Genomic DNA, 13,103 nt, shown 5'->3' on the forward strand with positions numbered 1-13,103 from the left:
GGCATGGCGCCCGGCTTCAAAAGCTGGCGTTACCGGGTGTGCGCGGGAAGGGAATGGCGTCGCGCACATTCTCCATACCGGTCACGTAGTTAAGCAGGCGCTCAAAACCAAGACCGAAACCGGCATGGGGCACACTGCCGTAACGACGCAGGTCGCGATACCACCATAACTCCTCGCGCAGATGGGCATCCATGCGCGCGTCCAGCACATCCAGCCGCTCCTCCCGCTGGCTGCCGCCAATAATCTCGCCAATACCGGGTGCCAGTACGTCCATCGCGGCGACCGTTTTCTCATCGTCATTGAGGCGCATGTAAAAGGCCTTGATCTCCCTGGGGTAATTCATCACCACCACCGGGCGACCGACATGCGTCTCGGCCAGATAGCGCTCGTGCTCCGAGGCCAGGTCAGTCCCCCAGGTCACCGGGAATTCAAAGCGCTTGCCGCACGATTGCAAAATACGAACGGCTTCGGTGTAGTCAAGGCGCTCGAAAGGCTGGTCGATTACCGTACGCAGCCGGTCGATGACCGTTGTATCAATATGCTGGCGGAAGAAGCCCATGTCATCTTCGCGCTCCTCCAGCACCCGGGTGAACAGGTGTTTCAGCAGGTCCTCGGCCAGATCGGCGTTGGCCGCCAGATCAGCAAAGGCGATCTCCGGCTCCACCATCCAGAACTCAGCAAGATGACGACTGGTGTTGGAGTTTTCCGCCCGGAAGGTGGGGCCGAAAGTATAAACCTTGCTCATGGCCAGACAGTAGGATTCCACCTCCAGTTGTCCGGACACGGTCAGGAACGCGTCGCCGTGAAAGAAGTCGTGGCTGTGATCGACCGAGCCATCCGCGTGGCGCGGCAGATTGGCCAGATCCAGGGTGCTCACCCGGAACAGTTCACCCGCACCCTCGCAATCACTGCCGGTGATGATGGGCGTATTGACCCAGTAAAAACCCTGACCGTAGAAATAGTTGTGGATGGCATTGGCCAACGTGGCCCGTATTCGGGTGATGGCGCCGAAGGTGTTGGTGCGCGGCCGCAAATGCGCCTGGGTACGCAGGTATTCAAAGCTGTGGCGCTTTTTGGCGATGGGGTAGGAGTCGGTATCCTCTACCCAGCCAACCACCGTAACTTCGGTGGCCTGAATCTCCACCGACTGCCCCTTGCCCTGGGAGGCCACCAGTTCACCGGTGACTGTGACCGCGCAACCCGTGGACAGCTTGAGAATTTCGCTGTCGTAATTGCCCAGGCTGTTCGGCACCACCGCCTGGATTGGGTCAAAGGACGAGCCGTCGTGAATGGCCAGAAAAGAAATGCCGGCTTTGGAGTCGCGCTTGCTGCGCAACCAGCCGCTGACCGTAACGGTAGCGCCGGGCTGTACCTCGCCCTTGAGTGCATGTGCTACCGGGATATTTTCAGACATTGAGGGGGACTCTGCTAGTGGCCATCAGGACGCAGCAGAATACCGAAATGAGGTCGCGGCCGCCAGTGTTCCGGGGGCCGCGAGGTGACTTCTCAGCGGGCAATCCGGTTCAGGGTGGTGCCCTCAAAATCAATGGAATCATACAGCTCCGAGTCGGAAAAACTGAATCCCAGCATCGGGTGCTCCTCTCGCTCGAGCTCGATAGCGCCATTAATATCGGCGGTTACCAGGTCAATCTCGCCATGGACCCCATCCTTCCAGCCAACCGTATTGCGGAAGGAAATCAGGGCATCGTCGGTCATGAACAGGATCACCTCGGATTTGCGCGCAGCGTCGGCAAGCTCATCACGGCGGTCGGCGGCAGTTGCATAATAAGCCACGGGCTCACCACCCACGAGCAGTGCGCCCTCGCCGTACAAGCCGCCAGTGCCAAAGCCCATTTCCACCACATCCGGGAATACCAGTATGCCGCGGGCACGGCTGATCAATTCGGCAGACCCGGGCGCATAACTGAGTAACGCATCCAGGGCATCGCCGGACTTGAGACGAATATCATCGCGGTTGTCGGCCAGGGCCTGGGGTACCAGCAATGCGGCCGTCACCAGCAAAAGGGGCAAACGAAACAGTGAAATTGTCATGAGTGGTAAGTCTCCAGTCAGTTTGTGCAGAAGGTTTGTCCCACCCACTGCTGCGAAAGTTGCCAGAGGCGGTCTGCCATGGCGGTGTCTAGTGCATAGGATTCCACTCCCCCGGCCCGGTCTGCGGTAGCGGCCTCGGCAATCTGGCAGTCCTCCAGGTAGAGGCCTCCACGGCCCGCAAGCTCGCTACTGGTAGCCGCCCAGACACTGGTTGCAGCGCCCTGGGGAATGCTCTTGAAGCGCATCTTGCCGCCGGGAAAACTGGCGGCAACCTGCTTCATGTCATCGTCGTTCATATGCCGGCCCAACTCGGTCATTATCGCGCCCGGGTGCACCGCGAAAGCGCGAATACCGTCAGCGCGCGTACGTGCATCGAGGCCTACCGAGAACAAGGCGTTGGCTGTCTTGGATTGCCCATAGGCTTGCCATTTATCATAGGGTCGCCGCTGGTAGTCCGGGTCGTCAAAGTCCATCCCGGCAAAACGATGTCCCGCCGAGCTGAGATTAATGACCCGGGCCTCGCCGCTGACTTGCGCCGCTGCGCGCAATGCCGGCAACAACAGGCAGGTCAGCAGGAAATGACCCAGGTGATTGGTACCCAGCTGCAGTTCGTGGCCCTGGGCGGTCGCGCCCTGGGGGCAGGCCATAACCCCCGCATTGTTAATCAGCAGGTCTATACGCGGGCATGCCGCCAGCAAGCCGGTGGCGGCAGTACGCACCTGGTCGAGATCCGCAAGGTCGAGCAGGGCGCACTCAAGCTGGCCAGCCAGTGACTCTGCCTGCAGTGTCGATACCGCTGCATCCAGTTTGCGACGGTCCCTGGCCAGCAGGTAAACCGTGGCACCTGCCGAGGCAAGGCTCCGGGCCGTCTCTATACCCAGGCCCGCGGAAGCGCCGGTCACCAGAGCCACTTTCCCCACCAGGGACTGGCCGGAGATAATATCCGAAGTGGTGGTTTCAAATCCGGGGTTGGGCATAGAGTGGCTCCTGTGGCCGGGCAAGTTCTGTTATCGTTGAACCATTGTGCCGTTAAAGTGCAAGCGCCGTCACGCCATTCGGCGCCAGAATCTGGTGAAATCTCCAATGAATACAGAATTATTGATCCGCCTCGAACAGGGCAACTATCTCAGCCTGGCAACTCGCAAACGCAGCGGCGAATGGGTGGCCACACCGGTCTGGTTTGCGCCTCATGAAGACAGCTATTACCTGTTCTCCGCAGGGGATGCCGGTAAGGTCAAGCGCTTGCGTAACTTCAGCGCGGCGCGTATCGCACCCTGCACAGTGACCGGTAGGCTCACCGGCAGCTGGATAAATGTGTCCGCTTTTTTGGTGGAGGACGAGGCCGAGGCGGTACTTGCGCTGGCTGCATTGCGTCGCAAGTATGGCTGGCAGATGGCCCTGACCGACCTGCTGTCGCGACTAACCGGTAAAATGTCCAAACGCAGCTATATCAGGGTTGATCCGTTGGCAACCTAATGGGTGTCGGCAAGCTGTCGGCGCCGGACTGCCGCCAACTGAACCTGGTAGTCCAGGATATCCGGCCGCAGGGTGGCCGTGGCGATTGCGCGCTCAACCAGGCGCTCGGCAGCGTCGTATTGCGCCAGCCTGAAATGGATAATCCCCGTTGAGTAAAGTAGGCGGCTGTTCTTCGGCTCCAGTTTCAGCGCTTGCCGGTAATGGTCCAGCGCTGTCGTCCAGTCCTCTTCTTCCCCGGCTTTGTCGCCCAGCCAGGCATGGTAATAGGGATTGAGGTCGCGGTGGCGATTGACTCGCTCCACCCAGAATTCGCGCTCACCCTCGCGGCCCAGCTGGCTATAGAGAACCACCAGGTTATTCATCGCCGAGCGCTCGCCACTATCAATCTTCAATGCCTGGAATAGCGCGTTTTCAGCGGCGGAAAACTGCTCCGCGTGCCGATAGACCGCTGCCAGGTTAACCCATAATTCAGGCAGGTCGGGGCTCAGCTGCAATGCTCGTATTGCATTCGCCCAGGCGACTTCAGGTTCGGCACCGGCCAATGCGGCCATCGCAAGATTGTTATGCTGAAGTGCCCGGGCATCCCTGTCACCAAGTTTCCTGGAGGCCGCAATATCACGGGGCTGGAGCGGGTCAATATCCACCATGTACTGCTCCCCGGCGGAGACCTTCACCAGCACATTAACGTGCAGGCTGACAGCCACCCGCTCACCCAGGCGGGTCCATTGGGGCCGCACTTCAAGCCACTGGTAGCTCGCATTGAGGCCGGCTTCCCGGGCGAGCGCCACAAAAAGGTGGGCATAGGACAGGCAATTGGCGGCACCTGAATCGAACACGGTTTCAGCGTCGCCATCGGCGAACGGGTCATAACCCACAGCCAGCATTCCCGGCCCTTTTATCGCCTCATGCAAACTGTTCAGTCGCTGCCGCGGCGCCAGGGTACGGGGAGCATACCGCGCGACAAAAGCCCGCATCGGCTCGGTGAGCGCGGTTAATTCGGGAGAAGGCGCCAGTGCGGGGACATCATCCAGCGTCACGACCCCGTTCGCCAGCCGCAGGGGGGGCAATTCAGCGACTGCGGCACCCGAACCAGGCAACACTGAACAACCACTGCCGGCCAACCCCGCGAGCAGCAGGATGGCGAACGCCATCGGCCATCTGAACCTTGCCATATCAACCTCCCGACACCGGGTATCACCGGCATCGTAAGGAGATTATAACGTAATCGAACAGAGCATTGGCAAGCCCCCAACCGGACCCGTATCAGCCGGCTTCAGGCAGCGGTGTGCAGGCCGCATTCGCGGCCATCATGTACTTTGGTAGGGTCAAAGTAGTGGCGGCAACTTGGTAAGGCGTGTTGGGACATATAGTCCTCGACATCCTGTTCCGACCAGTAAAAAAGCGGTGCCACCTTGATAATCCCGCGATTGTCCAGCGACACGATATCCAGGGATTTACGATGCTCGGTCTCTTCACGACGAATGCCGGTGAGCCAGATGTCGGGGGCGAAATCCGCCAGTGCGCGGGCGAAAGGCTCCAGCTTCACCTGGCGGGTAAACTCCTGATGACGCTCTTCTTCATCCACGGTGGGGATACCGCCCATGATGGCGTTGCGTCGCTCGGAGGTCATTTGGGGGGAATACACATGCATGTTCAATGACAGGTCGCGAATCAGGCGTTCGGCAACCACGTAGGTGTCGCGCAGGTTATACCCGGTATCTACCCAGATGGTAGGCACGGCAGGGTCCACCGAACTCACCAGGTGCAGCATTACCGCGGCGTTGCGGCCCATGCTGGTAGTGGCAATGGTTGGCCTGGCGAGACCAAGCGCCCATTGCACTACCTCTGCGGCACTGGCATGCCGAAGGGTCGCGTTGATACTGTCGAGATCGATATCCACGGTAGTTAAGGCTACAGTCCTTGCAGAGAGAGCCCGCACTGTAAAGAATCGGGACAGGGCTGACAAATAACCAAGCCGCATAAGGTTATGCTGTCATTGTGTTATCGACACTGTTCCCTGACCGGATGAGCCAGTTTCGCTGGCACTGAGGCAACATTGTGCCGCAGCGGCCAAGAGCGGATACTGGAAACTGTTTTTCAGCCCGGGAGATACCAATGGCCAATACGCTTTGTGAACAACTGGGTATTGACTACCCTATTTTTGCCTTCACCCACTGTCGCGATGTCGTTGTTGAGGTCAGCAAGGCCGGCGGCATCGGTGTTCTGGGCGCAGTCGGCTTCAGCCGGGAGCAGCTGAAAGAGGAGCTGGACTGGATTGACGCCCATATCGGCGACCGTCCCTATGGGGTGGATGTGGTCATACCCCAGAAATACGAGGGCATGGATACCCAATCACCGGAAGCGCTGGAGAAGCAGTTGTGGGATATGGTGCCCCGGGAACACATCGAGTTTGCCCAGCAGTTACTGGCCAACGCCGGTGTTCCCGACTGGCCCGATGGCAGCACGACAATGGGCCTGATGGGCTGGACCGATGCTACCGCGACGCCCTTGCTGGAGGAAGCGCTGACCCGGCCCAAGTGCCGCTTGATCGCCAATGCCCTGGGCACCCCGCCGGCGGACAAGATAAAGCTGGTAAAGGATTCCGGTCGCCTGATCGGGGCGCTCTGCGGCAAGGTCAAACAGGCGCTTGCCCACAAGGAGGCGGGACTGGACTTCGTGATCGCCCAGGGTGGTGAAGGCGGTGGCCATACCGGCGATGTCGGTTCCATTGTGCTGTGGCCGCAAATTGTGGATGCCATCGGCGACCTGCCGATGCTTGCGGCCGGCGGCATCGGTAATGGTCGACAAATAGCCGCGGCGATGGCGATGGGTGCAGCCGGGGTCTGGACGGGCTCCCTGTGGCTTACTGTGGAGGAGGCACATACCCAGCCCACCCAGAAGCAATCACTGCTCAACGCGACCAGTGAAGATACCGTGCGCTCACGCTCCTGGACCGGCAAGCCCTGCCGCATGCTGAAGAACGAATGGACCGAAGCCTGGGGCCGCGAGGATTCACCCGACCCCCTGGGCATGCCCCTGCAGGGCCTGGTCACTTCGGATGGCATGCGTCGCACCGCAACCTATGCCGACGCCGGGGACTGCCAGAAAGTCGCTTTCAACCCCTGCGGCCAGGTGATCGGCCAGATCAACACGGTGGAATCCTGCCGCCAGGTTATCTACCGACTGCTGGATGAGTACGTAGACGCCGTCGATAAAGCCGCCAGCCTGCTGCCCAAGCCATAGTAAGCACCTGCCGGGAAGGAGGTTGGCCCGGTCAGTCGCGGCCCGCCTCCAGTTCGGCATACAAGTCCAGAAACTGGAGCGTCAGCTTATGGCTCGGCGCCATGTCGATCAGTGGGCGATGTTCCCTGTGTGACTCTTTCATTTTAACTGACGTATTCAGGTAGGTCCGGCATACCGGATACCCCTCTTCTTCGAGTTCCGCCACCAGCTCACCCGGCAGCCGCGCCTGGCTGTTAAACTGGTTGATAACAATACCCTCCACTTCCAGGCCGGGGTTGTGGTCTTCCTGCAGTTCGGCAATGTTATCCATCAGGGCATACAGGCTCTGGCGGGCAAAACTGTCACAATCAAAGGGGATCAGTACCGTGTCGGCGGCGATCAGCGCAGATTTCGAGAAAAAATTGAAGTTCGGCGGGGTGTCGATATAGACGCGGTCATACTCTGCATCGAGCTTCTCGAGCGCATCGCGCAGCTTGTAGATCTTGTAACGCGACTCCAGCTCCTTTTCCAGATGGGTAAGTACCGGGCTGGAAGGCAACAAAAACAGGTTCTCCCAGGGCGTCTCCCAGACGAATGCGTCGGGATTCTTGCTCATGCGCCTGGAGCCCACAGTCTGCTTGAACAGCCCCGCCACACCCTGGGCTTCAGCCGGGAAGGCCTCGGCATCGATTTCACCAACCAGGTAATGGGTAGTATTGCCCTGGACATCGAGGTCGATCACCAGGGTGCGATAGCCCTGGGCTGCACTGATTGCGGCGAGGTTGCAGGTGATGCTGGTCTTGCCCACCCCGCCTTTCTGGTTGAATACAACGCGTTTCATGAGTACTGGCACCCGTTCGCTGGCTGGTTACTGGGAGTGGAAAGTGTAATCAAAGGCGGTATCTATTGTAAGTCGTGGGCGATCGATACATCAGCTTGTGGCGACAGCCCAGACCCGCTGGTAGAGCGTCACAATTTCATCGTGCTGCGGCACCCTCGGATTATTGGCCGGAGAGCCGGACGCCAGCGCCTGTTCCGCCATCAGTTGCAGGGAATCCTGCCACGCCTGCGCATCAATACCATAGGCGCAGGGGTCGGGAACGCCCAGGTCGGCATTCAATTGCCGTAACCCCGCAACCAGCTTATCCAGCGCCAGGGCGTCGCTGTCGCCCTCCATGGCCATACCCATCGTGCGAGCGCAATGCGCGTACCGCTCGCTGGCATACTGTACCGACCAGGCGGTAACTTCCGGCAACAGCATCGCGTTGCTGAGGCCATGGGGCACATGGAACAAAGCACCTATGGGCCTGCTCATGCCGTGAATAAGGGTCACCGAAGCATTGGCAAAGGCAATGCCGCCCTGGGTTGCAGCCAGCATCATTGCCTCGCGCGCCGTCCTGTTGTCCGGCTCGGCACAGGCTGTACGGATGTTCCCGGCGATAGCGCGCATGGCGGTAAGCGCCATACTGTCGGTAAAGGGGTTGGCCTTGCGGCTGACATAGGCCTCCAGGGCATGGCATAAACTGTCCAGGCCGGTATCCGCAGTCAATCGGTGGGGCATGCTCATGGTCAACTCAAAATCAACCAGGGCCGCTACCGGCACCAGGCCCAGCCCCATGCACAACATTTTTTCCTGACTGGCGGTATCGGTAATTACCGCCGCCCGGGTCACTTCGGCGCCGGTACCGGCGGTCGTGGGAATGGCAATTACCGGCAGGCCGCTGGCTACCACGGCCGGAACCTTGTAGTCGCGCATTGCGCCACCGTGCAGCGCCAGTACCGATACCGCCTTGGCGGTATCAAGGGAGCTACCGCCGCCCAACGCCACCAAACAGTCGTAATCGCCTGCCCGCAATACCTTCAGGCAGGCATCGACGCTGTCGGTAGTGGGATCGGGAACGCAGTCGCCGAACATATCACAGCTGATCCCCGCCTCGACCAGTGGTGCGAGCAGGCGTTCGCTGAACCCCTGCTGGACCAGGAACGGGTCGGTCACCAGTAACGGCCGCGCCAGGCCGAGTTCGGCCAGCGCGTCCACCAGGGTCTGGCTGGCGCCGGCACCGACTCGCAGAATCCTGGGAAGGTGAATGGTTGCCGTCATGGCTGCGATTTCACTCCTTGATTTCCAACAGCTGGATTTCAAACACCAGGGGCGTGTTGGGTGGAATAGTGTCGCCGGCGCCCTGCTCGCCGTAGGCCAGTGCAGGTGGGCTGGTAATGCGCCATTTGTCGCCAATACTCATCAACTGCAGCGCCTCGGTCCAGGCGGGGATGACCTGGTGCACGCCAAATTCCGCCGGCTGGCCGCGCTGCACCGAGCTGTCGAATACGCTGCCGTCAATAAACGTACCGTGATAATGGGTGACGACATCACTTTGCGGTCCGGGACTGGCGCCGCTGCCGGTCTCCAGTACTTCATATTGCAAGCCGCTGGCGGTGGTGGTCACCTCTTCCCGAGCCGCATTATCCGTCAGGAATTTCTCCGCAAGCTGTTGCTGTTTTGCGGCAAGTTCAGCCATCGCCGCCTCCTGCCGACCCCTGATGACGTCGTAACTGGGATTGATTTCGCCATCGGCCAGCAGTGACTGCTGCTCATTGAACCAGTGCTGCATACCCGCCATGACGGCTTGCAGGTCAAGGCCTTCAAAGTAATTGCGACGCAACTGGTCGCCAAATTGCAGGCCGAAACCGTAGCTGACCTTTTGTTCATCGGTGGTTAATTCCACCTCGGGGAGTAATGCCATGAAACTGATCCGTTTTTCCAGAGAATGTGAGCTCTGAACTTTATCATATCCGCTCATCGCCCGCCGCCCCGCAGGACCGGAAAATGGCACGGGCTATGACGGCAGGTGCTGCCTGACCCTCTGCCGCTGATAGCGGGATTCGGTCATTTCCGTATGCCAGATATCGAACACACCGGAATCGAGGTCATCGTAGGCCTGGACAATAGCCTCGTTCACCTCGGGATAGGCCACCTGGTCCCAGGGACACTCCTCACGGGAAAAAAAGGCGCACTCGAGTGACTCCACCCCCGGGAGGGTGAACTCCGATTCCACGGTGGTGCGAAAGGCCATATACACCTGGTTGATGAAGGTGATGGTACCCACCATGTAGAAGTCCAGCCGCGACGCCGGCACAAGGACACCGGCCTCTTCGTGCAATTCCCTGGCAGCACCTTCCGCCAGGGTTTCGCCGAGCTCCAGAAAGCCACCGGGAACGGCCCAGGCACCTGCTTTGGGTGGCAGCGCCCGCCTCACCCACAGCAAGCGCTTGCCACAGGCCACAAAACAGGTCACCACGATCATCGGGTGGTCATAATGAAGCCGGCCGCAGACTGTGCAGCGCCAGTGTCCCCGCACCTCGCCGGCCACGACGTGCGGTTCCAGCACCGCTCCGCACTCGGGACAAAATCTGCCACTCACCGTCGTCTCTCCACCCGTTCCAGCCATTTTCATCAACACCAGACACTAGCATTTTGCCCTGACAAAAGCATTGGCGCTATGCTGGGCGCCCGAAATGCCAAGGAAGCACCATGAACAAGCGCGACCCCAGGGTACAATTATTGCTTACCGGCAACGAAATCATGAGCGGTGACACCGTAGACTCCAATTCAGCGATGATAGCCCAGCGCCTGGCCGAGGTCGGCCTTACGGTTTATCGCAAGGTCACTGTGGGCGACGACACCAGCCTGTTGCAGGCTGAACTGCTGGATATGACCAGCAACGCCGATATCGTGATCATCAACGGTGGCCTCGGCCCTACCATTGACGACCTCACCGCTGCAGTGCTGGCGGCTGCAGCCGGCGTTCCGCTGGCGGAGCATCCGCAGGCCGTCGCCCATTTGCAGGCCTGGTGCGGCCGGCGCAACTTGCCACTGGATGCCGCCAATCGCAAACAGGCACTGCTACCCGCAGGTGCGGATATCATCGCCAATCCCATTGGTAGCGCAGTCGGCTTTGAACTCGGTATTGGTCAGTGCCGGGTACTTTGTACGCCCGGAGTGCCGGGCGAACTGGCGGCCATGCTCGATGGCATTGTCGCCGATCTCGCAAATACCCTGGCCAGCCCAACCCGGCGCCGGATCCTGCGCCTGCAAACCTTCGGCCTGGGCGAATCCAGCGCCCAGCAAATGATCAGTGACACCATCCCCGACTGGCCAGACGAGGTTGAGCTTGGCTTCCGCGCGGGAGCACCGCAGATGGAAATCAAGCTGACCATTGCGGATGCTGCTGCAATACCCCTGCAGCAGCAGTGCCGAGCCCGGCTGGAAGCACTGTTCGGTGACCATATTATCGGCGAAGGCAACACCCAGCTTGCAGAGCGGGTGCTCGAACTGTTGCGCGAGCGGGGCCACACCCTGACTGTTGCGGAATCCTGCACCGGCGGCCTGATAGCCAGTATGCTGACCCGCATTCCGGGCTCTTCCGATGGCTTCCACGCGGGTTTTGTGACCTACGCCAATCACATCAAAACAGCCGTGCTGGGCGTGAGCGAGACCACCCTCGCCAACCATGGGGCGGTAAGTGAAGAGGTGGTACTGGAAATGGCCACTGGCGCCCTGGCGCGCGCCAGTGCCGATTACGCCATTGCGGTATCCGGCATCGCCGGACCCGAAGGTGGCACAGAAGACAAGCCTGTAGGGACTGTGTGGCTGGCCTGGGGCAGCGCCGGCGCATTGCGCACCAGCTGCCTGTGCTGGCCGGTAGAGCGCAGCCTGTTCCAGACCATGATTGCCGCGGCCGGACTCGATATGATCCGGCGCACCTTGCTGGGCGTGGCTTCCGAGCCCCGTTATTTCAGCCAGCGCCGGGTACGCTGATCAGCTGGCACTACGCAGGAGCGGTGGCCGGCGCCCTGTGCCAAACCAGTGTGTGGTAGCGGACAACCCCACCGGCCTCATCCTTACCGGTCAATACCAGCGTCTGTCCATCAAGTTCGGCGTGACGCAACTGCTCGGTACCGGGGAAATTCGGGTTCAGGCTCTGGGTCACGTAATGGATGACGTCGCCGTTCACCACGCGGTAGCGACCCGCATAATGGAAATAACTGCTGTAAGCCGCTGCCTGCTGCGAATCGGGAATCTTTCGGGGACTCTCCCCCACCGGCAGGCGGGCTCGATCCTGGCGGCTGATCGAGGCGCTCATCCAGCCGTCCTCGCTGTACAGCAACAGGCCACGCGGCTCTTCACCAAAAGGATGGCTAAACCCTTCCCTCTCCTCATAGCCGATAGACCAGCTCTCAAGCTGCCAGGCTCCCACCAGTTCATGCTGTTCAATCATGGTGTACTCGTGCTCCTGTTGGTGTGGGTGATAAGATCAGGGCTGCAGGCGCTCAACACGCCAGCTGCCGTCTGCTTCGAGATAATAGCGGAAGCGATCGTGCAGCCGGTGCGCGCCACCCTGCCAGAATTCCATACGTTCGGGAATGATACGGTACCCCCCCCAGAAATCAGGCACTGGAATTTCACCGCGGGCAAACTTGGCCCGCAAACTGCCCATCTGTGCCTCCAGCAGCTGGCGGGCTGAAATGGGGCGACTCTGTCGCGATGCCCAGGCCGCCAGCTGGCTGTCCCGGGGGCGACTGAGGAAATAACGCGCCGATTCCGCCGCCGACATTTTCTCCGCGCGTCCGCCGACGATAACCTGCCGTTCGAGCATATTCCAGGGAAACAGCAGGGATACCCGGGAGTCGCGCGCGATCGCCTTCGCTTTGGCGCTACCGTAATTGGTATAGAAAACAAAGCCGCTGGCGGCAACACCCTTCAACAGAACAATCCTCTGCCAGGGGAAGCCCTCATCGTCCACCGTTGCAAGGACCATTGCGGTGGGATCGGGAATATTGCCCTCCACCGCCTGCTGCAGCCACCGCTCAAACTGCGCCACAGGGCACTCCGCCAGCATGTCGCGCTCCAGGCCACCGGCCAGATACTCGCGCCTGAATTCTTCGTAGTTCACCCGTGACTCCTCATTAGCGATACGGGCATTATAAGTCATCCGGGGCAGTGGGATAGACCGGTGCCCGGTGCGCCATCGCCGGAATCTGCGGGAACCTGAAAAACAGCTGCCAGTCGGCATCGAAATGCTGCTCCAGAGAACACCCGAAGGCCGCCTGATAATGCTCACCCATGCGCGCGGTCAGTGCCTCCTCGGTTGCCAGTTCAAGCACCAGAGCGGCCTCCATCAGGCCCTCGGTGCGCAGGCGCAGGGTCGGCGGTGCATCTTCACCGGTCGCCAGGCGCTGAAACAGGGTTTGCCAGCGTTCGTCGAGTAGTGCCATCAGGTCGCCCATGCCATCTCCTGTTTTAACCCGCCTGTGGATAGAAGCCTTCGCCCCGGCAGAGTATGCGTTTTCCG

15 protein-coding genes are annotated in these 13,103 nt (G+C 60.3%); 3 read left to right on the forward strand and 12 right to left on the reverse strand.

The window, feature by feature from the left end; translation table 11 throughout:
- Positions 1–16 precede the first annotated feature (16 nt).
- The 3 genes from asnS to CWI75_RS13890 form a co-directional block, all read right to left on the reverse strand.
- Entirely contained in the window at positions 17–1,414 is a 1,398-nt protein-coding gene (gene asnS, locus CWI75_RS13880; RefSeq protein ID WP_101522113.1) for an asparagine--tRNA ligase, read from the reverse strand.
- 92 nt (positions 1,415–1,506) lie between these two features.
- Entirely contained in the window at positions 1,507–2,052 is a 546-nt protein-coding gene (locus tag CWI75_RS13885) for a lipid-binding SYLF domain-containing protein (RefSeq protein ID WP_101522114.1), read from the reverse strand.
- 17 nt (positions 2,053–2,069) lie between these two features.
- Positions 2,070–3,029, reverse strand: coding sequence for an SDR family NAD(P)-dependent oxidoreductase (locus CWI75_RS13890; RefSeq protein ID WP_101522115.1), 960 nt, complete (start codon positions 3,027–3,029; stop codon positions 2,070–2,072).
- A gap of 106 nt (positions 3,030–3,135) precedes the next feature.
- On the opposite strand from CWI75_RS13890, the gene CWI75_RS13895 reads away from it, so the two are divergent.
- Positions 3,136–3,528, forward strand: a complete 393-nt coding sequence (locus tag CWI75_RS13895) for a PPOX class F420-dependent oxidoreductase (RefSeq protein ID WP_101522116.1) — start codon at positions 3,136–3,138, stop codon at positions 3,526–3,528.
- Here the strand turns inward: CWI75_RS13895 and CWI75_RS13900 are convergent.
- On the reverse strand, positions 3,525–4,700 hold the full coding sequence (locus CWI75_RS13900; RefSeq protein WP_206604735.1) for a tetratricopeptide repeat protein: 1,176 nt from the start codon (positions 4,698–4,700) through the stop codon (positions 3,525–3,527). The genes CWI75_RS13895 and CWI75_RS13900 overlap by 4 nt on opposite strands.
- A gap of 101 nt (positions 4,701–4,801) precedes the next feature.
- The gene (locus CWI75_RS13905) at positions 4,802–5,428 is read right to left on the reverse strand and encodes a phosphoadenosine phosphosulfate reductase domain-containing protein (RefSeq protein WP_206604736.1); all 627 of its coding nucleotides are present in this window, start codon (positions 5,426–5,428) and stop codon (positions 4,802–4,804) included.
- A 215-nt stretch (positions 5,429–5,643) separates the two neighbouring features.
- On the opposite strand from CWI75_RS13905, the gene CWI75_RS13910 reads away from it, so the two are divergent.
- A complete protein-coding gene (locus tag CWI75_RS13910; protein ID WP_101522119.1) occupies positions 5,644–6,771 on the forward strand; it encodes a nitronate monooxygenase in 1,128 nt (375 codons plus the stop codon).
- A 31-nt stretch (positions 6,772–6,802) separates the two neighbouring features.
- Here the strand turns inward: CWI75_RS13910 and CWI75_RS13915 are convergent, their stop codons facing one another.
- From CWI75_RS13915 to CWI75_RS13930, 4 genes are all read right to left on the reverse strand, one after another.
- Positions 6,803–7,591 carry a ParA family protein gene (locus CWI75_RS13915; RefSeq protein ID WP_101522120.1) on the reverse strand — a complete coding sequence of 263 codons (789 nt, stop codon included), beginning with the start codon at positions 7,589–7,591 and terminating at the stop codon, positions 6,803–6,805.
- Between the two features lie 90 nt (positions 7,592–7,681).
- A complete protein-coding gene (locus tag CWI75_RS13920) occupies positions 7,682–8,851 on the reverse strand; it encodes an iron-containing alcohol dehydrogenase (RefSeq protein ID WP_101522121.1) in 1,170 nt (389 codons plus the stop codon).
- 10 nt (positions 8,852–8,861) lie between these two features.
- A complete protein-coding gene (locus CWI75_RS13925; RefSeq protein ID WP_101522122.1) occupies positions 8,862–9,494 on the reverse strand; it encodes an FKBP-type peptidyl-prolyl cis-trans isomerase in 633 nt (210 codons plus the stop codon).
- Positions 9,495–9,587: 93 nt separating this feature from the next.
- Complete coding sequence (locus tag CWI75_RS13930; RefSeq protein WP_162300092.1) at positions 9,588–10,172, reverse strand: NUDIX hydrolase; 585 nt, start codon at positions 10,170–10,172, stop codon at positions 9,588–9,590.
- 110 nt (positions 10,173–10,282) lie between these two features.
- Here CWI75_RS13930 and CWI75_RS13935 point away from each other — a divergent pair, with 110 nt between their 5' ends.
- Positions 10,283–11,569, forward strand: a complete 1,287-nt coding sequence (locus CWI75_RS13935) for a CinA family nicotinamide mononucleotide deamidase-related protein (protein WP_101522124.1) — start codon at positions 10,283–10,285, stop codon at positions 11,567–11,569.
- A gap of 10 nt (positions 11,570–11,579) precedes the next feature.
- Here the strand turns inward: CWI75_RS13935 and CWI75_RS13940 are convergent, their stop codons facing one another.
- Genes CWI75_RS13940 through CWI75_RS13950 form a run of 3 tightly spaced genes read right to left on the reverse strand, consistent with a single transcriptional unit; the run spans position 11,580 to position 13,038 of the window.
- Entirely contained in the window at positions 11,580–12,029 is a 450-nt protein-coding gene (locus tag CWI75_RS13940; protein ID WP_101522125.1) for a lipocalin-like domain-containing protein, read from the reverse strand.
- Between the two features lie 36 nt (positions 12,030–12,065).
- Positions 12,066–12,704 carry a pyridoxamine 5'-phosphate oxidase gene (gene pdxH / locus CWI75_RS13945; RefSeq protein ID WP_206604737.1) on the reverse strand — a complete coding sequence of 213 codons (639 nt, stop codon included), beginning with the start codon at positions 12,702–12,704 and terminating at the stop codon, positions 12,066–12,068.
- A 28-nt stretch (positions 12,705–12,732) separates the two neighbouring features.
- Positions 12,733–13,038 carry a hypothetical protein gene (locus CWI75_RS13950; protein ID WP_101522127.1) on the reverse strand — a complete coding sequence of 102 codons (306 nt, stop codon included), beginning with the start codon at positions 13,036–13,038 and terminating at the stop codon, positions 12,733–12,735.
- Positions 13,039–13,103 lie beyond the last annotated feature (65 nt).

It is taken from the genome of Kineobactrum sediminis (assembly GCF_002868715.1).
Taxonomy (GTDB): Bacteria; Pseudomonadota; Gammaproteobacteria; order Pseudomonadales; family Halieaceae; genus Kineobactrum; species Kineobactrum sediminis.